At 64.0% G+C, this 18960-nt stretch carries 19 protein-coding genes; 9 read left to right on the forward strand and 10 right to left on the reverse strand.

Annotated elements, in window-relative coordinates:
* Positions 1-101: 101 nt before the first annotated feature.
* The gene (locus tag IVB13_RS06000; protein WP_018454256.1) at positions 102-2381 is read left to right on the forward strand and encodes a fused MFS/spermidine synthase; all 2280 of its coding nucleotides are present in this window, start codon (positions 102-104) and stop codon (positions 2379-2381) included.
* 9 nt (positions 2382-2390) lie between these two features.
* Here IVB13_RS06000 and IVB13_RS06005 read toward each other — a convergent pair whose 3' ends face one another.
* Positions 2391-3338, reverse strand: coding sequence for a glycerophosphodiester phosphodiesterase (locus IVB13_RS06005; protein WP_247294849.1), 948 nt, complete (start codon positions 3336-3338; stop codon positions 2391-2393).
* A gap of 220 nt (positions 3339-3558) precedes the next feature.
* On the opposite strand from IVB13_RS06005, the gene IVB13_RS06010 reads away from it, so the two are divergent.
* Genes IVB13_RS06010 through IVB13_RS06020 form a run of 3 tightly spaced genes read left to right on the forward strand, consistent with a single transcriptional unit; the run spans position 3559 to position 6934 of the window.
* Positions 3559-4518: a fatty acid desaturase gene (locus tag IVB13_RS06010; RefSeq protein WP_247294847.1), complete on the forward strand. Its 960-nt coding sequence runs from the start codon at positions 3559-3561 to the stop codon at positions 4516-4518.
* Positions 4519-4563: 45 nt separating this feature from the next.
* Entirely contained in the window at positions 4564-5946 is a 1383-nt protein-coding gene (locus IVB13_RS06015) for an MBOAT family O-acyltransferase (RefSeq protein WP_247294845.1), read from the forward strand.
* Between the two features lie 25 nt (positions 5947-5971).
* Positions 5972-6934 (forward strand): hypothetical protein, encoded by a 963-nt coding sequence (locus IVB13_RS06020; RefSeq protein ID WP_018454260.1) that lies wholly within the window; start codon positions 5972-5974, stop codon positions 6932-6934.
* A 6-nt stretch (positions 6935-6940) separates the two neighbouring features.
* Here the strand turns inward: IVB13_RS06020 and IVB13_RS06025 are convergent, their stop codons facing one another.
* Genes IVB13_RS06025 through IVB13_RS06035 form a run of 3 tightly spaced genes read right to left on the reverse strand, consistent with a single transcriptional unit; the run spans position 6941 to position 9952 of the window.
* Positions 6941-8641 carry a fatty acyl-AMP ligase gene (locus tag IVB13_RS06025; RefSeq protein WP_247337760.1) on the reverse strand — a complete coding sequence of 567 codons (1701 nt, stop codon included), beginning with the start codon at positions 8639-8641 and terminating at the stop codon, positions 6941-6943.
* Positions 8642-8665: 24 nt separating this feature from the next.
* The gene (locus tag IVB13_RS06030) at positions 8666-9085 is read right to left on the reverse strand and encodes an acyl carrier protein (RefSeq protein WP_247488036.1); all 420 of its coding nucleotides are present in this window, start codon (positions 9083-9085) and stop codon (positions 8666-8668) included.
* Positions 9086-9145: 60 nt separating this feature from the next.
* Positions 9146-9952, reverse strand: a complete 807-nt coding sequence (locus IVB13_RS06035) for a L,D-transpeptidase (RefSeq protein ID WP_085349071.1) — start codon at positions 9950-9952, stop codon at positions 9146-9148.
* A 305-nt stretch (positions 9953-10257) separates the two neighbouring features.
* Here IVB13_RS06035 and IVB13_RS06040 point away from each other — a divergent pair, with 305 nt between their 5' ends.
* Complete coding sequence (locus IVB13_RS06040; protein WP_085349135.1) at positions 10258-10581, forward strand: hypothetical protein; 324 nt, start codon at positions 10258-10260, stop codon at positions 10579-10581.
* Between the two features lie 48 nt (positions 10582-10629).
* Here the strand turns inward: IVB13_RS06040 and IVB13_RS06045 are convergent, their stop codons facing one another.
* Both IVB13_RS06045 and IVB13_RS06050 read right to left on the reverse strand, forming a co-directional pair.
* On the reverse strand, positions 10630-11391 hold the full coding sequence (locus tag IVB13_RS06045) for an ABC transporter permease (protein ID WP_018454266.1): 762 nt from the start codon (positions 11389-11391) through the stop codon (positions 10630-10632).
* The gene (locus IVB13_RS06050; protein ID WP_018454267.1) at positions 11388-12311 is read right to left on the reverse strand and encodes an ABC transporter ATP-binding protein; all 924 of its coding nucleotides are present in this window, start codon (positions 12309-12311) and stop codon (positions 11388-11390) included. The genes IVB13_RS06045 and IVB13_RS06050 overlap by 4 nt, the downstream gene beginning before the upstream one ends.
* Before the next feature lie 280 nt (positions 12312-12591).
* Here IVB13_RS06050 and IVB13_RS06055 point away from each other — a divergent pair, with 280 nt between their 5' ends.
* Both IVB13_RS06055 and IVB13_RS06060 read left to right on the forward strand, forming a co-directional pair.
* The gene (locus tag IVB13_RS06055) at positions 12592-13305 is read left to right on the forward strand and encodes a hypothetical protein (protein WP_247361207.1); all 714 of its coding nucleotides are present in this window, start codon (positions 12592-12594) and stop codon (positions 13303-13305) included.
* 413 nt (positions 13306-13718) lie between these two features.
* A complete protein-coding gene (locus IVB13_RS06060) occupies positions 13719-14708 on the forward strand; it encodes a putative zinc-binding metallopeptidase (protein ID WP_204512061.1) in 990 nt (329 codons plus the stop codon).
* Positions 14709-14730: 22 nt separating this feature from the next.
* Here the strand turns inward: IVB13_RS06060 and IVB13_RS06065 are convergent, their stop codons facing one another.
* Complete coding sequence (locus IVB13_RS06065) at positions 14731-15582, reverse strand: alpha/beta hydrolase (RefSeq protein ID WP_247488038.1); 852 nt, start codon at positions 15580-15582, stop codon at positions 14731-14733.
* A gap of 124 nt (positions 15583-15706) precedes the next feature.
* On the opposite strand from IVB13_RS06065, the gene IVB13_RS06070 reads away from it, so the two are divergent.
* Both IVB13_RS06070 and IVB13_RS06075 read left to right on the forward strand, forming a co-directional pair.
* Complete coding sequence (locus IVB13_RS06070) at positions 15707-16324, forward strand: ABATE domain-containing protein (protein ID WP_247295147.1); 618 nt, start codon at positions 15707-15709, stop codon at positions 16322-16324.
* A gap of 128 nt (positions 16325-16452) precedes the next feature.
* Positions 16453-17385, forward strand: coding sequence for a LysM peptidoglycan-binding domain-containing protein (locus IVB13_RS06075; protein ID WP_247294832.1), 933 nt, complete (start codon positions 16453-16455; stop codon positions 17383-17385).
* A gap of 336 nt (positions 17386-17721) precedes the next feature.
* Here the strand turns inward: IVB13_RS06075 and IVB13_RS06080 are convergent, their stop codons facing one another.
* From IVB13_RS06080 to IVB13_RS06090, 3 genes are all read right to left on the reverse strand, one after another.
* Positions 17722-17961, reverse strand: coding sequence for a hypothetical protein (locus IVB13_RS06080; protein WP_018454273.1), 240 nt, complete (start codon positions 17959-17961; stop codon positions 17722-17724).
* Positions 17962-17987: 26 nt separating this feature from the next.
* On the reverse strand, positions 17988-18305 hold the full coding sequence (locus tag IVB13_RS06085; RefSeq protein ID WP_018454274.1) for a hypothetical protein: 318 nt from the start codon (positions 18303-18305) through the stop codon (positions 17988-17990).
* A 117-nt stretch (positions 18306-18422) separates the two neighbouring features.
* A complete protein-coding gene (locus IVB13_RS06090) occupies positions 18423-18878 on the reverse strand; it encodes an Hsp20 family protein (RefSeq protein ID WP_247295145.1) in 456 nt (151 codons plus the stop codon).
* Positions 18879-18960 lie beyond the last annotated feature (82 nt).

Below are 18960 nucleotides of genomic sequence, written 5' to 3' on the forward strand. Positions count from 1 at the left end.
TCAAGCATTCCCCGCTGCAACATCACGAGACCCTTTATTGCCCGTTCAGGCGCCTTGTGCTCCATTGCGCGCGCCCGGCGCCCGCCGGGGCTGGAGCTTCCATGGATTCGATCGTGCAACCCGCCGCCACGGAGCAGCCGTCCTCGTCACGCAACCGGCTGCTGCTGACGGTCTACACCGCCGCGATCTTCGTCAGCGCGCTGTTGCTGTTCTCGGTGCAGCCGCTGTTCACGAAAATGGTCCTGCCGCGGCTCGGCGGCTCGCCGGCGGTGTGGTCGGTGGCGATGGTGTTCTTCCAGTCGCTGCTGCTGGCGGGCTACGCCTATGCGCATTTGTTGATGCAGGTGAGGAACCGCATCGTTCCGGTGGTGGTGCATCTCCTGCTGCTGATCACGGCGTTCGTCACGTTGCCGCTCGGCATCGCCTCGGCCTATGGCGATCCGCCCGCTTCGGGCTACGCGATCTGGCTGCTCGGTCTGTTCGTGATCTCGATCGGGCTGCCGTTCTTCGCGCTTGCCGCCAACAATCCGTTGCTGCAGGCCTGGTTCGTCCGCACCGGGCATCCTGCCGGACACGATCCCTATTTCCTCTATGCGTCCTCCAACATCGGCAGCTTCCTCGCCCTGCTGTCCTATCCGTTCCTGCTGGAGCCGATGTTCACGCTGCACACGCAGAACCGGCTCTGGACCGGCGGTTACGGCATTCTGATCGTCCTGATCGCCGCCTGCGGCGTGCTGCTGTTGCGCTCGCCGAAACTGGCCATGGTCGATGCGCGAACCGAGGATTTGAATGCGCCGGCGCCCGGTCTCATGACGCGGCTGCGCTGGATATTCCTCGCCGGAGTGCCGTCCGGCCTGCTCATCGCCGTCACCGCGCACATCTCGACCGATGTTGCGGCAGCGCCGCTGCTGTGGGTGCTGCCGCTGTCGCTGTATCTCCTGACCTGGGTGGTGGTGTTCCAGTCGCGGCCGTTACTGCCGCACAAATGGATGCTGATGCTCCAGCCGGTCGCGATCGCGGGCGTCGTCTTCCTGCTGGCGTTCGGCGGCGAACAGAACCTGCTGCTGACGCTCGGCGGTCATCAATTGTGCTTCTTCGTCATCGCGATGGCCTGCCACGGCGAATTGGCGCGAACCCGGCCGGCCGCCAAATATCTCACCGGATTCTATGTCGCGCTATCGTTCGGCGGCATGGTCGGCGGCCTGTTCGCAGGGCTCCTTGCGCCGTTCACATTCTCCTGGATCGCCGAATATCCGATCCTGGTTGCGCTTGCCGCGCTGTGCCGGCCGCCCGCGAACGAGCGGCTGGCGGGCATCGTCAAATGGTACTGGCTGGCGCTTGCCGCGCTCGCCGTCGTGCTCGTTGTGCCGTCCACCACGACGGGCGGGCTATCGACCTGGTTCGAGGATCACCGGGTCTGGATGGCCGGCGGCGTCGGCGTGCTCGCCGCGCTGCTGGCGCTGGCGGTCAACGCCGGCCGCTGGAAGATATTCGCCACCGTCGCGCTCGCGCTGGCGTTGATCCGGGTTTATCCGGCGGACGAAGGCCGCGTCACCACGGTGCGCAGCTTCTTCGGCGTGCACAAGATCGTGGTGACGCCCGGCGGCTATTTCCACGTGCTGATGCACGGCACCACGATTCACGGCGCCGAGCGCTTCCTCAACAATGACGGCACGCCGGTCACCGGCCGGCCGGAGCCGATCACCTACTATCACAAGGACGGCGGCATCGGTCAGGCCGTGACCGCGATGCGCGAGCGCAAGGGCGCGCCGCTGAAGGTCGCGGCGATCGGCGTCGGATCGGGCACGCTCGCCTGCGCCGCCGAGCCCGGCGAGAGCTGGACATTCTTCGAGATCGATCAGTCCATGGTCGACGCGGCAAGCGATCCGAAGAATTTCCGCTACATCTCGAGCTGCATGCCGGGCCTGAAGCCGGTGATCGGCGATGCCCGCCTCACCTTCGCGAAGGAGCCGGACGGTGCCTATGATCTCATCATCGTCGATGCCTATTCGTCGGATGCGATCCCGATCCATCTTGCGACCGAAGAGGCGATGAAGATCTACAAGGACAAGCTCGCTCCGCACGGCGCCGTGGTGATGCACGTCTCCAACCGCCACCTCGATCTCGAGACGGTCGTGGTCGGTATCGCCGATGCCAACGATCTCAAGAGCTGGGTCTACAACGAGGATTCCGGGCGCGATGGTGACTACATCTTCTCGACCGACGTCGTCATCTCCGCCCGCGAGGATGCCGACGTCGGCAGGCTCGCATCGTCGAAAACATGGGAGCAGACCGAAGCCGACGACCGGGTGCGGGTCTGGACCGACGATTACTCCAACATTTTGGGCGCGCTGTACCGGCGCTTGCGGGACGGGGAGTAGGGCCCGCTTCTACGGCTCCACCGGCGTCCCCGCGGGCAACGCGATTGCCTTCTCGCCAGCGACCTGCCGCAACAAATCGGGCCTGTCGGAGATGATCCCGTCGACGCCGATCTCGATCATGCGCGCCATGTCTTCGGGTTTGTTGACCGTCCAGACCACGACATGCAGCCCGAGCGCATGGGCCTCGGCGATCAGTGCCGCGGTCACATCGCCGAAATAGGGTGACCAGACCGCGCCGCCCGCCGCCTTGATGGTCCGCGGCAGCGACCCGCCGTGATCGGCCGGGCTGAAGCCCGCCGTCCAATTGGTCGCCTTGTCCAGCGCCACCGTCTGGCCCGAGCCGCGCTGGAGCGTCAGGTACACCGTCGGCATCTTTGGTGCCCGCTGCTGGACGAGCAGCAGGGTCCGCCAGTCGAACGACTGGATCATGACGCGGTCGGAGAATTTCTCGGCTTCGATCACGCCGAGCAGTTTGGTGACGAAAGATTGCGGATCGAGCGTCTCGTCCGGATGGTTCGGATCGATCTTGGTCTCGATGTTGAAGCGCACGCGCGTATTGCCGGATTTGCGCACCAGCGCGAACAGCTCGCTCAAGGTCGGAATACGGGTCCCGGGCATGGCGCGCTGGTCGGGGAATTGCTTCGCGTAAGGGCTGTCTGGCCGGATCTGGCCGACGTCATAGGTCCTGACGTCGGCGAGCCGCAGTTTCACGAAGGGCGTGCCGGGAGGCGTGACGTAGGCGCCGCTCGCATCCCGCGTGATATCAGGATTGAGCCCGCGCTCATGCGAGACGACGACTTCGCCGTCGGCGGTGATGCCGACATCGAGCTCCAGCGTGTCCACGCCGATCGACAGCGCGTTGGCGAAGGCCGGAAGCGTGTTTTCCGGCAGCAGTGCCCGCCCGCCGCGATGGGCCTCGAGGTCGAAAGCCGAATCAAATGCCGAATCGAATCCCATGGCCGGTCCCGCAATGAGAAGTGACAGTACGGTCAAGATCGTCGCAGCACGTGACGGCATGGTGGCTCATGGGGCAAGGGGAAAGGGGCGATATTTCAACGCGTTTGGCGCGTCCGTCCTATTGTATAGGCTTTCCTGGCTGTTGAAACCTTGGGCGGTGGCTTGGGTTGCGCCCGCCGCGGGGGTATGTACTCATAGTCGGTGCCCTGGAATCCCGCCCGTGCAGCAGCAACGCGATCATCGAATTATCCGCAGCCGGCATTTTCGCCGGATGCAGCGCCGGCATTTCATGATCTTCGACGTTTTGCCCTTCGTCGGCACGCTGCTGGCGCTGGTCCTTCTGTTCTACCGCCCGATCGGCGCGATGGAGCTTGGCCTGTCCGTCGGCTTCTGGCTGGTCACCGGCCTCGGCCTTACCGTCGGCTATCACCGGCTCTTCACCCACCGCGCCTTCGCGACCTCCACGGCGATGAGTGCGATCCTGGTCGTGATGGGATCGATGGCCGGCCGCGGCCCCATGCTGTCCTGGGCGGCAATGCACCGCCGGCACCACGAATTGTCCGATCACGACGGCGATCTGCATTCGCCGCGGCTGCACGGCGAGGGCGCATTCGGCCGCCTGCGCGGCTTCCTGCACGCGCATTTGACCTGGATGATCGCGCACGATTATCCCAATGTTGCGCACTATGTCCCGGACCTGATGGCGGATCGCAGGCTGGTTGCCGTCAACAGCTACTATTACAGTTGGGTCGGTCTCGGCCTGGTGCTGCCGGCCGCGATCGGCGGCCTCGCCACCATGAGCCCGTGGGGCGCACTGACCGGCTTGCTCTGGGGCGGCGTGGTGCGCATGTTCGTGGTCGAGCAGACCATGTCGGCCATCAACTCCGTCATGCACAGCTTTGGCGCGCAGCCGTTCGTCACCCGCGACGACAACAGCCGCAATCTCGGCGTGGTGGCCTGGCTTGCCTGGGGCGAGGGCTGGCACAACAACCACCACGCCTTTCCCTATTCCGCGGCCTTCGGCTTGCGCTGGTTCGAGTTCGATCCGGGCTTTGTCTTCATCCGGGCGCTGGAAGCGCTGGGACTGGCCTGGGACGTCAAGGTGCCGAGCGAGGAGAAGATTGCGCGACGCATGCTGCGGCAGCCGGGTGACGCTGCGCCCGACCTCGAAACGGGCTGAGCATCATCCGCCGGCTCACGCCGGCGATGGCGCGGCTGTGAACCGATGCTGTTCAACGACTATCCCTTTCTCCTGGTCTTCCTGCCCGCGGCGCTGCTGATCTATCGCTTGGCCGATCCCTATCCGGGCTTGCGTATCGGCGTGCAGGTCGCGCTGTCGCTCGCCTTCTATGCCTGGGGCAGCCCGTCCTTCATCCTGCTCCTGATCGGCTCGATCGCGATCAACTGGCTCGCCTCGGTTGCCTATGGGCGCGTGAAATGGCCGGCGCTGCTGACGCTGGTGATCGGGCTCGATCTCGCGGTGCTGGCCCTGTTCAAATACGCCAACTTCGTTCTCGCTAATCTGGGTCTCGTGCTCGGTACGACGCTGCCGGTGCTCGACGTCGGGCTGCCGCTCGGCATCTCCTTCTTCACCTTCCATCACATCATGTATCTGGTCGACCTGAAGCGCGGCAGGGCGCCGCTCTATGCGTTCGACCGCTATGCGCTCTACATCGCCTTCTTCCCGCAGGCGATCGCCGGCCCCCTGGCGCGCTGGTCGGAGGTGATGCATCAGTTCGGCAGGCAGGTCTACGTTCCGGGCTGGCAGCGTCAGTTCTGCATCGCCACCTGCTTCATCGCGATCGGCCTGTTCGAGAAAATCGTGATCGCCGACGGCCTCGCGCATCTGCTCGATCCCATCTACGCGCAGGCCGCGAACGGGCCGCTCGCGGGCGGTGACGCCTGGCTCGCCTTCTGCTTCTCCTTCCAGATCCTGTTCGATTTCTCCGGCTATTCCGACGTCGCGATCGGCCTCGGCCTGCTGTTCGGCGTGCAGCTGCCGTACAATTTCGATGCGCCGCTGCGCTCGACCAACATCCAGGATTTCTGGCAGCGCTGGCACATCACCCTGATGCTGTTCCTGCGCGATTACGTGTTTTATCCGCTGGTCAATCTGCGCCTGCTGCCGCGGCGCTGGCTGCCGGTGCAGTTTTTCGGCGCGATGATGATCACGATGGCGCTGTGTGGCCTCTGGCACGGCGCGAGCTGGACCTTCGTGCTGTGGGGCGTGCTGCACGGGCTTGCGCTGGTCGCCTGCACGCTGTGGCGTCGCTATGGCCCGGAGTTCCCGTCATGGCTCGGCTGGGCGCTTACCGTGCTGTTCGTGCTCGCGACCGGCGTGATCTTTCGTGCAGGATCGGTGGAGGCGGCCTGGCATGTCTTCGCCGGACTGGCTTCGCGGCTCCCGCTCGAGCGCGGAAAGCATTTGTGGCCGCTAATCGCAGCGCCGCTGTTCGCCTTCCTGCTGCCGGCGAGCCAGGACATCGTGGCGGTGCTCACGCGCCGTCCCAATCCGTGGCTCGCGGGTCTGCTCGGTCTTGGGCTATTCGCATTGCTGCTTCACATGGGTGGTCGGGATCTCCATGAGTTCGTCTACTTCAAGTTCTGAGACCGATCCCGGCTGGGGCCGGAGCTTGCTGGCGTGTCTGGGCACGCTGATCGGGGCTGCGCTGCTGGTGCTCGCACTGATGGTGGCGGTCGATCCCTATGACAGCGGCAAGCTCGGCCTGCTTGGCATCGACGGCGTCGATAATCGTCTGACCAAAATCACGGCCGCGAGCCGCGCGCGGGATCCGGATTTCAATGCCGCGATCCTGGGTAATTCGACGGCGCAGATGATCGAGCCGGCGGAATTGTCGCGCGCAACCGGCCTGCGATTCGTGCAGCTCTACATGACCGGTGCGTTCCCCCGCCAGGAACTCGCGGTGCTGGACTTCTTCCTGCGGAATCACCGGGAGGTCGGCGCACTGGTGATCGTGACTGACCCTGGCTGGTGCACGCATGCACGGGCGAAGGAGGAGGGCGGCGTCCCATTCCCCGACTGGCTCTATGACAGAACCGTCGTCACTTACGCTGCACGCCTGATCTCCTGGCAGGCCATCGAGCACGCCTTTCAACGCATCAGCATCGGCCTTGGCCGGCGACCAAGGATGAACCCCGACGGCTTTGTCAGCTACGAGGACATCTGGCCGCCGGGCCAATTCAAAGAAGTCGGCTGGCCCAGGGATCCGGCGCCGGCCTCGTCTGCCGAGATGCGGGCGACATTTCCCGAGATCGCTGCGCTGGCAGATATCGTCAGGGCATTGCCGGCCGATGTGCCCGTCGTCATCATCGTGCCGCCGACCTTGGCGACCACCGTGCCGAAGCCCGGTACGGAAGCCGCCTTGGAGCGCAGCGCCTGCGATGCCGCGCTGAAGAAAGTGGTCGCGGGCCGACCGCGCAGCAATTTCATCAGCTATCGCGTCGACAACGATCTCACGCGCGACCGCGCCAATTTTGCCGACTTCATCCATTATCGCCCAATTCTCGCGCGCAAGATCGAGCAGGGGATCGATGCGAGCCTGCGCGATGGGGAGAGCGCGAAGATCGATTTCTGAATCGTCTCAGCCGAGCTGTTCGAACCCGCCATCGAGCCAGAGCTTGCGTGCCAGCTTGCGCTGGATCTTGCCGCTGGTGGTCTTCGGCAGCGTGCCGGGCCGGATCAGCGCGATGTGACGCGCGGAGAGTTCGTGGTTGTCGGCGACGGCCTCGCGAATTCGGCCCTTGATCGCTTCGGTGTCGATCGAGTGGCGCGCGGTGCGCTCGATTTCCTGGACGATGACGAGCATTTCTTCGCCGGTCTCGTCCGGCACCGAGAACGCCGCGCCGCAGTTTTCGCGCAAAGCTCCATTGAGCGATTGCACCGTGCGCTCCACGTCCTGCGGATAATGGTTGATGCCACGGATGATGATGAGGTCCTTGATCCGTCCCGTGACGAACAATTCGCCTGTGACGTCGATGAAGCCGAGGTCGCCGGTGCGCAGCCACGCTCCGTCTTCGCCGGCAATCTGCGCATTGAGCCCCTCGCGCGTCGCCTCGTCGTTGCGCCAATAGGCGCGGGCAATATTGGCCCCACTCACCCATATCTCACCGACGCGGTCCGCGGGCAGCCGCGTGCGGTTGTCCGCGTCCACGATGGCGATCCGTTCGCCGGTGAGCGGGCGCCCGCAGCCGACGGCGACCTGTGTATCTTCGGCGTCGGAAGGCGCCTGCGCCGCATGCGCCTGCAGCGCCGTGCGGCTCACGCTGCGTGTGACATGACCGCCGCCACGGCGTCCGCCGGAAATCAGGAGCGTCGCTTCCGCCATTCCGTAGGCGGGATACATTGCGCGCGGATCGAAGCCGTGGGGCGCAAATGTCTGGATGAACCGCTCGATGGTTTCCGCATGCACCGGTTCTGCGCCGTTCAGTGCGATCCTGAGCGAGGACAGCTCGATGCCTTCCATCTGGTCGGCGCGATAGCGGCTGACGCAGAAATCGAAGCCGAAGTTCGGGCTGCATGCCACTTCCGCGCGATAACGCGCGATCGCGCGCAGCCAGCCGAGCGGCCGCTGCATGAACGCGTTCGGCGCCATCAGTACGCAGGTCGCGCCGACATAGAGCGCTTGCAGCGCGTTCAGGATCAGCCCCATGTCGTGATAGAGCGGCACCCAATTGACGTAAGTCGATTGCCGGCTGTTGCCGAGCGCGAGCCGGATCATCTCGAGATTGGCGAGCAGATTGGCGTGGCTCACCATTACGCCTTTGGGCGCGGACGTCGAGCCGGAGGTGTATTGCAGGAAGGCGATGTCGTCCGGCGCCGGCTCGGGTAGTTCGATTGTCTCACCTTCGGCCGCGGCGAGATCGACCTCGATCCAGCGAATGTGCTCATGCGCGAAGCGTGCCCGCAAATCACCGCGGAGCGCGACGGCCGAATTGGTCAGCGCCACCGCCGGCGTGCAATTGGCGAGGATCGCGGCGCTGGCATCGCGCGCTCCGTTTCGCCGCGGCATCATCATCGGCACGGCGATGATGCCGGCCATCAGACAGCCGAAGAACGCCACCATGAATTCGATGCCGGGCGGAAACACCAGGATGGCGCGATCGCCGGGACGCGCGGCCACGGTCAGTCGCGACGCGAGCGCGCCCGCGGCATCGTGCAGCTGTCGAAAGCTGAGGACAGCGTCCTCCGTCCCGCGATCGGAGACGAAGACATAGGCGCGGTCGTCGGCCTGCTCCGCCGCACGCCGGGCCAGCAATGCCACGAGCGAGCGGAAGGTTTCCATGGGTTGCGCCGACTTCAACCGCCCTCAGGCGGCGGGGCGGATTGCGCGCTTGTCGGCGAGAAACCGCGACAACGCCTCAACGGTCGGATGGTCGTAGAAGTCGTCCGTCGACAGCTCGAGGTCGAGCTTCTCCTCGAGTTCCATCATCAGGTAGACCAGCATCGCCGAATCGAGGCCGAGGCGGCTGAATTTCGTGCCGATATCGACGCGGTCGCTCGAAATTCGCAGGATATTTGCCAGGGTGGTAACGCAGAAATCCGAAATCTGCTCGCGTGTCATGTCATGTCCCAGAAACAATGGGAACGACAATAGGGGCGACCCCCTGGTTGTCAATTTGGTCGGAACGCCGCTGCGTTGAAGGTTGTGGACTGTTGCTTCCTTGCGTCGGCCGGTGCCCAATCCGTGCACAAGGCTGGCGTTATTTCCTGCGGTCGATTGCGGCAAGCGCCCGTCGCGGCAGCGGCTTTCTGATTCGCTGGCGCGGCAACGCCGCGTCCAGATAGGTCAGTTCTGGTAGTAATAGCCACGCGGTTGGTAAACCTGCCGGGGCTGCGGCTGATAGTAGGTGCCCTGCTGGCCGTAGCCCTGATTGTAGTATTGCTGCGGCTGCGGCTGATAGACCTGTGCGTCATAGAGCGGGCGGCTGCCGCGCGGCGCGGGGTAGCGCGCGCCGGTGTCGCTGCCGTCGGCCGGATAGATGTAGTTGTCGTCTTGCGGCATGTAGCGGCGGGCAGGTGCGGCCTGAGGCGTCAGGTTCACGGGATCGCCTGATGTGGCGTACTGCTCTTCGGCGGGCTGCGGCGCGCGGGCCACTGCCGTGGGATTGCGGCCACGCGGATTGCGGGCGAGCGCCACCTGCGCCGAGCCGGTCAGCGTTACCGTGGTGTTGAGCACGCCCTGCTGCTGCACCAGCGCGTAGAGCGTGGTGGCATTCTGGCGCGACAGCCGCACGCAGCCATGCGAGGCGGGCGTGCCGAGCCGGCCGACCGAGTCGGTGCCGTGGATGGCGTGCCCGACCTTGGTGAAGAAGATCGCGTGCGGCATCGGCGCGTCGTCGAATTCCTTGGAATAGTGATCCTCTTCCATGCGGAAGGCGCGGAACGCGCCGTTCGGCGTCTCCCGCGAGGGGATGCCTGTCGACACCGGCCAGTGGTAGCGCGCGACGCCGTCGACGGCGACGGTCATCTGCTGATTGTCCTTGTCGACGGTGATGTCGACCTTGGCCTGCGCGGCGCCCGCGCTCAAAAGCATCAGGGAGGTGAAAGCAATAAAAAACGAACGCATCTGACTCGTGGCCTCCGGCCTGTTCATACTAGGCGCCGCGGCTCTCCGTCCCCCGGCGTGCATTATGCCTGCAATCGCGCTTTCGTTCCAGCGGCCTGCAAAGCAAACCTTATTGCCATCGTTAACGGGACGCCCGGCGTAAGCAAGGCCGCTTTGTGCCGCAAAGCGAGCGGCAGCGCTGACATTTTCGCGAGCGGGAGATGCGTTCACAACGCCGACAATTCATCACAATGGTGCAACCATCCGGGGCGCAACCATTTGGCCGCATCGGCGTTGACGATCGCTGCCTCGACCGGCCGCTTCCGCGGCCGGTTTTACCTTTGGGAATGAAGATGAACAAAGTCTGCGTCGCCGCCGCTTCTCGGCCGGCTGGTCTGCCTTTCCGTGTGCTCTTCGCTGGCGCCGCCGTTCTGGCCGCGCTGTCCTGCGTCCCCCAGCCTGGCCATGCCCAAGGCATCGTTCGGGGCGCCCAGGAAGGTTCTTACGAAGGCAACCGGATCGCCGGCCCCGTCGGCGGCGTGGTTGGGGGCGCGGTCGGCGCCGGTGTCGGCGGTGCCGTCGGCGCGGTCGAGGGGGTGTTCGGCATTCCCCATCGCGGCCACCGTCGGTGTCGCGGCTATTACGACGGATACAACCGCTTCCACTGCTATCGGTAGAGCTTGCGATTCCGGGGCGCGCGCGTGCCCCCCGGAATGACGGCCGGATCAGTTCTTCAACCGATATCCCGTGCGGAAAATCCACCAGATCACGACCAGGCAGATCACCAGGAACGCCGTTGTCATGCCGATGCTGACGGCCATGCTGACGTCCGCGATCTCGTAGAAGCTCCAGCGGAAGCCGGAGATCAGATAGACGACCGGATTGAGCAGCGCCACCGTGCGCCAGGCGGGCGGCAGCATGTCGATGGAATAGAAGCTGCCGCCGAGGAAGGTCAACGGCGTCACCACCAGCATCGGGATCATCTGCAGCTTTTCGAATCCGTCGGCCCAGATGCCGATGATGAAGCCGAACAGGCTGAACGTCACCGCCGTCAGCACAAGGAAGGCCAGCATCCAGACCGGATGATGGATGTGCAGCGGCACGAACAGGCCAGCCGTGGCGAGGATGATCAGGCCGAGGATGATCGATTTGGTCGCGGCCGCGCCGACATAGCCGAGCACGATCTCGAAATAGGAGATCGGCGCCGACAGGATCTCGTAGATCGTGCCGGTGAATTTCGGGAAGTAGATGCCGAACGAGGCGTTGGCGATGCTCTGCGTCAGCACCGAGAGCATGATCAGGCCCGGCACGATGAAGGTGCCGTAGCTGACGCCCTCGACCTGGCTGATGCGCGAGCCGATCGCGGCGCCGAACACCACGAAATACAGCGAGGTCGAGACCACCGGCGAGACGATGCTTTGCAGCAGCGTGCGCCAGGTGCGCGCCATTTCGAACAGGTAGATGGCGCGGACAGCGCGGTAGTTCATGACGCCCTCACGAGATCGACGAAGATGTCCTCGAGCGACGATTGCGTCGTGTCGAGATCGTTGAAGCGGATGCCGGCTGTACGGAGATCGCCGAGCAGGCTGGTGATGCCGGTGCGCTCGCCCTTGGTGTCGTAGTCGTAGACCAGCGTCGCGCCGCCGTCGCAGAGGTCGAGCTCGTAATGCCTGAGGCTCTCCGGCAGCGCATCGAGCTTGCCTTGCAGATGCAGCGTCAGCCGCTTCTTGCCGAGCTTCTGCATCAAGGTGGCCTTGTCCTCGATCAGCACGATCTCGCCCTTGTTGATGACGCCGATGCGGTCGGCCATCTCCTCGGCTTCCTCGATGTAATGCGTGGTCAGGATGATGGTGACGCCGGATTGCTGGAGCGTGCGCACCACCTCCCACATGCCCTTGCGCAGTTCGACGTCGACCCCGGCGGTCGGCTCGTCCAGGAACAGGATCTGCGGCTCGTGCGACAGCGCTTTGGCGATCATCACGCGACGCTTCATGCCGCCGGAGAGCGTGATGATCTTGCTGTCCTTCTTGTCCCACAGCGAGAGGTCTTTCAGCACCTTCTCGATATGATCGGGGTTCTTCGGCTTGCCGAACAGCCCGCGGGAGAAGCTCACGGTCGCCCACACGCTCTCGAAGGCATCGGTGTGCAATTCCTGCGGCACCAGCCCGATCAGCGAGCGCGCCTTGCGATAGGAGGTCTGGATGTTCTCGCCGCCGACGAGGACCTTGCCTTCGCTCGGATTGGCAATGCCGCAGATGATCGAGATCAGCGTGGTCTTGCCGGCGCCGTTGGGGCCGAGCAAGGCGAAGATTTCGCCGCGCGTGATGTCAAGATTGACGTTCTTGAGCGCCTTGAAGCCGGACCCATAGGTCTTCGACAAATTGGCGACGGAAATGATGGAGGACATGATGGCCGCAAGTCTGAGGGGCTAAGGCTGGGGAGGGGAGGCTGGAACCTACCGGGAGGGGCGGGTCAGCGGAGCCCTGACATAGGAAGGCCCTTGCGCGGCTGCAATTAGCGGGAGAAAAATGGCCTCGAAACAGCTCCTTCCGTGGCAGGTTTCGGGCAAGTGTTGCGCGATGGTCACGGCTTGATGCTAAGATCGTCGTTCACGCGGCTCTTTGTTGCGTCTGCGAGCAGGCCATGGCTACGATTCCGGCCGAAGCATATTCCCAGGGAAAAGATCGATGAGACCGAACGGCCGTCACACCGCTGGCGTCAGCCAGTTGTCCGCCCTCCGTGCCTGGGCGATGGGCCTGCTCCTGCTGTCAGCTGTTGCCATCAGCCCGACCACCGCCACGGCGGCGCCAAGCCAGGCTGCCGTCGCGACCACGCATGTCTACCTGCTCCGCGGCGTGCTCAACATCTTCTCGCTCGGGCTCGACACGATCGGCGCCCGGCTCCAGGCGCAGGGCATCCCGGTGACCGTGGCGAATTTCGTGTCCTGGTCCTCGCTCGCGGATGAGGCCGCGACCGCCTACAAGGCCGGCCGGCTCAAGACCATCGTACTGGTCGGGCACTCCTCCGGCGCGACTGCGCTGCCAGACATGATCGCCAAGCTCAACCGTCTCGGCGTGCCCGTGAAACTCGCGATCGGGCTCGACTCCGTGTTCAAGACCAAGCTGTCGACCGGCGCGGAGCGCTACATCAACATCTATATCGGCGACGGCCCCGGCGAGCCGGTGAAGCGCGCGGACGGTTTTCGCGGCAAGCTCGACAATGTCGACGTCCGCGGCTCCGGCGTCGGCCACATCTCGATCGACAAGAACGAAGCGATCCAGCGCCGCGTGATTGCCGAGATCGACGCCGCAATCATGCGATCGCGCGCACCGGCTCCGGTTGCCGAACCCGGCGCGCCCAGGTCGGCGCGCTCGGCGGCGGCAACGGCTCCCCGGAATTAAGCCGTTCGCCGCAAGCAGGTGAATTGACAATGCCGCCGTCACGCCGACGGCGGCATTGTCGTATCTGCACAAGCCAAGCTCGATCACCCGCCGGTCGAGGAAGGGAACTCGGCGTACGATCTGGTGTTGTTACAGCATGACAAGCGGACGAAACGTCGGCCCCATGGCGGTTCAGCCCGAGCGGACGTGGGCCGGTCGGCCTGTTTCCGAAAATGTCCTTGAGAAAAAGCCGCAGCCTCAATCGAGCCAGTTGAGCGCGACGCGAGCCGGCTTGTTAAGACAGCACGCGCTGCGGACGCAGCGTGCGTTGCTCGCCGGCAACAGCGACGGTCGCAAGAGTTCCTCGAAGTGCAAGAGTTCCTCGAATTGACAGGCCGGCCTTCCGGTGTGCCGTCTGTCTGGGGCCAGTCCACGTGAAGATCTTTCAGTGCCCGTCATGCCGCCATCCTGTCTCGTTCGAGCACATCGCGTGCGCGAATTGCAGCACTGAGCTGGCGTTCGACTCCTCGCGCATCGAGATGACTAGGCTTGCATCCCATCAATCTTGCCGTAACCGCGAGATCATCGGCTGCAACTGGTGTGTCGAGGGCGCGGACTGGTATTGCGGCTCGTGCCGCCTCACGCGCACAATTCCAAACCTCGGCAGCACCAGAAACATCATGCTCTGGCGCCTTATGGAGGAAGCCAAGCGCCGTCTTCTCTATGATCTCAGTCGCCTCAAGCTTCCGCTCGCATCGCGCAACGGCGCAGAATTGGCTTTCGACATTCTTTCGGACGAGGTCGGTCCGATCGTGACGGGGCATCTCTCGGGCCTGATCACGCTCAACCTTGCGGAGGCCGACGATGTCGAACGAGAATCTCGCCGCGTGGCGTTCCGGGAGCCGTACCGCACGCTGCTCGGGCATTTCCGGCACGAGATCGGTCACTTCTATTGGGACCTGCTCGTCGACGGCACGACATTCCAGGCCCCGTTCAAGCTGATCTTCGGTGACCAGGCGCAGGACTATCAGGCCGCGATCAACTCCTATTACAGCCGCGCCGATCGTTCATACGACCGAAGCGGCTTCATCAGCGAGTACGCCACGTCCCACCCCTGGGAGGATTGGGCGGAAACGTTCGCGCATTTCCTGCATATCGTGTCGACGCTCGACTCGCTCGCAGGTTTGCCGTTGGCGCTGGACGAGCGCGCCCGGCAGACCCTGACGGATCCCTATCTCGAGAGCGACTTCGAGGCACTCCTGGCACTGTGGATGCCGCTTGCTCGCAGCATCAACGAACTCAACCGCTCGCTCGGGATGAGCGATGCATATCCCTTCGACATATCGCCGGCGGTCAAAGGCAAGCTGCATCTCGTCCATATGGCGATCAGCGCATTCCGCGCTCAGCAGAGCCTGGCGGCGTAACTTTCGCGGAGGACAGCCCCCGTTACGTCAGGAAGGTACAAATGCTGTCCGCGATTTCCTTCGCGTGCGTCTCCAGCGCGAAATGACCGGTGTCAAAGAACTGCACCACGGCGTTCGGATTATCGCGCTTGAACGCTTCGGCGCCGGGCGGAATAAAGAATGGGTCGTTCTTGCCCCAGACCGCGAGGAACGGCGGCGTGTGCTTGCAGAAATAGTCCTGGAAGGCCGGATAGAGCGCGACGTTGCTCTTGTAGTCGCCGAACAGGTCGAGCTGCACGTCGTCCGAGCCCGGGCGCGCAAGGTAGAAATTGTCGAGGTTCTGGCCGTCCGGTGACACGGTCATCGGATCGGGGACGCCATGCGTGTACTGCCAGCGCGTCGCTTCCGGCGTGAGGAGCGCGCGTAGCGCGTCGCGATTGGCCGGCGACGGATCCTGCCAATAGGTCTTGAGCGGAGTCCAGTCGTCGCTGAGCCCTTCCTCGTAGGCGTTGCCGTTCTGTGAGATGATTGCCGTGATCCGCTCGGGGTGACTGAGCGCAAGCCGGAAACCAGTCGGCGCGCCGTAATCGAAAACGTAGACCGCGAAACGGTCGAAGCCGATCATTTCGGTGAAGCGTTCGATCACGCGCGCGAAATTGTCGAACGTGTAACGGAAGCTTTCGCGCGAAGGCATGTCGGATTGGCCGAAGCCGGGAAGGTCGGGCGCCACGATATGAAACCTGTCCGCCAGCAGCGGAATGAGGTCACGAAACATGTGGCCTGCGCTGGGGAAGCCGTGCAGCAGCAGGAGTTTTGGCGCTCCGACACGACCGGCCTCGCGATAGAACACCTTGAAGCCCTCGACATCCGCGGTGCGGTACGCGATTGCGGCCATGACATTCTCCATCTTAGTAACCACTAAATTGCCTACTAAGAGGTTACGTCTCCTTACCGTAACTTGTCAACGCCGTTCTATCAGGTTATCTGAGTCCATGCTCCCGACCGGCCAAGGACCGCTCATGGACCGCCCGCCCGCCATGTTCATCGCCGACTCTCTCGGCCTCGACTTCCTCAACTCGGTGGCGACGCCGCTCGATACGCCGGTCGACTGGATCGATGATGGTCATGGCCTGATCGACTGGCTGGCGCAGGCGAAGCTGGTGCCCGCGGATGATCTGCACGCGCTGACGGCGCGCGCCACGCCGGACGAGCTGGACAAGGTTGCGGATCAGGCGCGCGCCTTGCGCGAATGGTTCAGGGGCTTCGTGCGCAAGCATGCAGGCCGACCGCTCACGACGGATGCATTGCGCGAACTCGATCCGTTGAACAGCCTGCTGGAGCGCGACGAAGCGTTCAGCCGGATCGAGCCGGGCCATGCCGATGGCGGCGCTCTGGCATTGCGAATGAGGCGGCGCTGGCGATCGCCGGAGGCGCTATTGCTGCCGGTTGGCGAGGCCATGGCGAAGTTCGTTTGCGACGAGGATTTTTCGAACGTCAAGGCGTGCGAGGGGCACAACTGCACCATGCTGTTCGCTGACCACACGCGCAGACGCGCGCGACGATGGTGCATCATGGCGGTCTGCGGCAACCGCGCGAAACAGGCCGCACACCGCAGCAGGCTCAAGAGCATGCAGTGATTGGGGGGCGAGATGCTGGAATGAGCGCGGATCGAGCCCCGGTTCCGTGCCCCAAATTCCGCCCAATCGACCGTCACTAAGCGCCTTTGGGGGAGGCTGCAGCCTCCCGGAGTGGGACTGCTGGACTGATGATCGATTTGAGGCGACTTCTCGCGCTGGCAGCCGTTGCGCTGCTCGCCTTGAGCACCGGGACGACCGCTGCCTCACCTGCCAAGACGAAGCCCGCCGCGGCCGCACCCGCCGCGCCGCCGCCCCCACCGTTCGAGCCATTGCCGCCGCCGAAGATCTACCTGTTCCGTGGCGCCATGGGGCCGTTCTTCTCCACCGGCATGGACCGGCTCGAAGAGAAGCTGACGCAGGCCGGCTTTTCGGCCAACGTCTATGAATTCACCATCTGCCGATGGATCGGCGATCGTGCGATCTCCAGCTACAAGGAAGCGCCGGCGCCGATCGTGCTGATGGGGCATTCGATGGGCGGGCTTTGCTCGATCGTCATCTCCGAGATGGCGGCCAAGGAGAACATCCCGATCAGCCTCGTCATCACCATCGATCCCGCGCATGCGACCGGCGACGTGCCGCTCAATGTCGAGCGCTTCATCAACATCTATCTCTCCGACAGCGTGCTTGGCGGCGGCAACGTGGTCGCGGTGCCGGGCTATCGCGGTCACTATGCGAGCTATGACCTGAAGGAGAACGCGCGGGTCAGCCACATCAACATCGAGAAGTCCGACGACATCCACCGTCAGATCGTCGACATGGTCACGCAGTTGCCGCGCATTCCGCCCCAGACGCAGGTGGATGCCGTGCCGCTGCGTTATCTCGTGCCGGCGAATACGCTCGTCGAATTGTGGGACAGTGGCGTGCGGCTACCGGTGCGCCGCGGCGACACCATGGAGAGCATCGCGGCAGCCAATCGCGTGCCGCTGTGGTCGCTGGCGCAGAGCAACTCGCTGCCGGAGAACGCGACGCTCACCCCCGGCCAGTCCATCATCGTTCCACGCCACCTGACGCCGCCGGAGCCGACAGCCGCTATGGCGAACCCGCCGCCGGGACGGCGGTAAGCAGTCAGCAACGGAGATGGTCGGGATGGGCTGATGCAGGCACCATCCCTCGCGGCACCTGTCATTCACGCATCTTGTGCCGCGGCAGCCATCTTGATGCGGGTGTCGCCAAGGAGGAGCGAGCCGTGGCGGAAGCCCGGCCCGCCGGGCGATAGGGCGCGGCGAGAAGCATCATAAACAAGGCCCTGTCAGCCGCATATTTGGCAGCGGGTCGGCCATTTTCGAAGCCGTGCATGACCAGGCGTCCTTCCGTCGTGCAGACACGCCATCGCCATGTCCTTCGACCGCACTTCTTCAGGAACACTTCGAATGTCGGGAGGTGTTCGGGCATGTCGATCACCCGTGCCGGCTTGCCGTCAGGCGCGTGGTGGCGTTCCCCATCGCCCGGCTCGGAGCCTGAAAGGTGAGCGGAAAGGCGGAGACGGCGAGCTTCTCGATCGCCGAGCGCTCCTCGGACACACGTCTCTCGATGAACCGCCGTTCGAACTCGGTCAGCTCGGTCTTGAGCAACCGCTGATAGCGGCTGATGTTGCTGCGGTGGCCGCGCAACAAGGCCAGCTCTTCATCAAGCATCATCGCAATCCCCGTTGAGCTGTCGTTGCCTAGGCTGCGAGGCCGGTTCGTTCGACGGATCGCGTGCGGACCGGCTTGCCGCCCGGAGGGCCCTTCGGATGGTGGTCGAGGCTCGCGAGCGCTTCCAGAATTTCGTCGATGGTGACGGCTTTGTCCGAGCCGGGCAGCTCCCGCAATGTCGGGCTCGAGGCGACACTGGCTGCGTCCGAAGCCCAGGACGCTAGGATCGCGCGCTTCTCGCCGATCGACAAAGTTGGATCGGCTATGACGTCGCGGGGATGATCATAGACGGAGCCAGGGTGCAATATCGCGTTCAGATCGATGATGTTGTCGGCATGATCGAGCATGAGAGGTCCTCCTCCTTTCTCTAAAACCTCTGACTTGCATTCGGGTACGCGATCGAAGGCCATGGCCCATCCCGCCCGACGATCGGGCGGGATCACCGGGCCTCCGACAGACCGAATTCAGGCGGCTTTGCCCTCGAGTTGATGCACGTTGCCGGACGGCGCGGCATTGATCGCAATCCGCCGCGGCTTCATGGCTTCAGGGATTTCCCGGACCAGTTCGATCTTGAGCAGGCCGTTTTCGAACGAGGCGCTGTGCACCTGAACATATTCGGCCAGGTTAAACTGCCGCTTGAACGGCCGCGCGGAAATGCCCCGGTAGAGATACTCGCGTTCAGTTCTGTCCGGCTTGTTTCCCTCGACGGTCACCGCGTTCTGCTCGGCCGTCACCGCGACCTCGTTGGGTGAGAAGCCCGCAATCGCAAGCGAAATCTGGTAGCGATCCTCGCCGAGACGTTCGATGTTGTAGGGAGGATAGTTGTCCTCGCCGGCACGCTGTGCCGTTTCAACGAGGTCGAAAAGGCGGTCGAAACCAACGGTCGAACGCCACAAGGGAGAGAAGTCGTAAGCGCGCATAGCCAGATCCTCCAAGGAGCAAAATGGATACGAACGACACCGGACACGACCGGTGCCCGTCTCAGCTTCCCGACCCACCAGG

It is taken from the genome of Bradyrhizobium sp. 17, from assembly GCF_023073515.1.
GTDB classification, from domain to species: domain Bacteria; phylum Pseudomonadota; class Alphaproteobacteria; order Rhizobiales; family Xanthobacteraceae; genus Bradyrhizobium; species Bradyrhizobium canariense_D.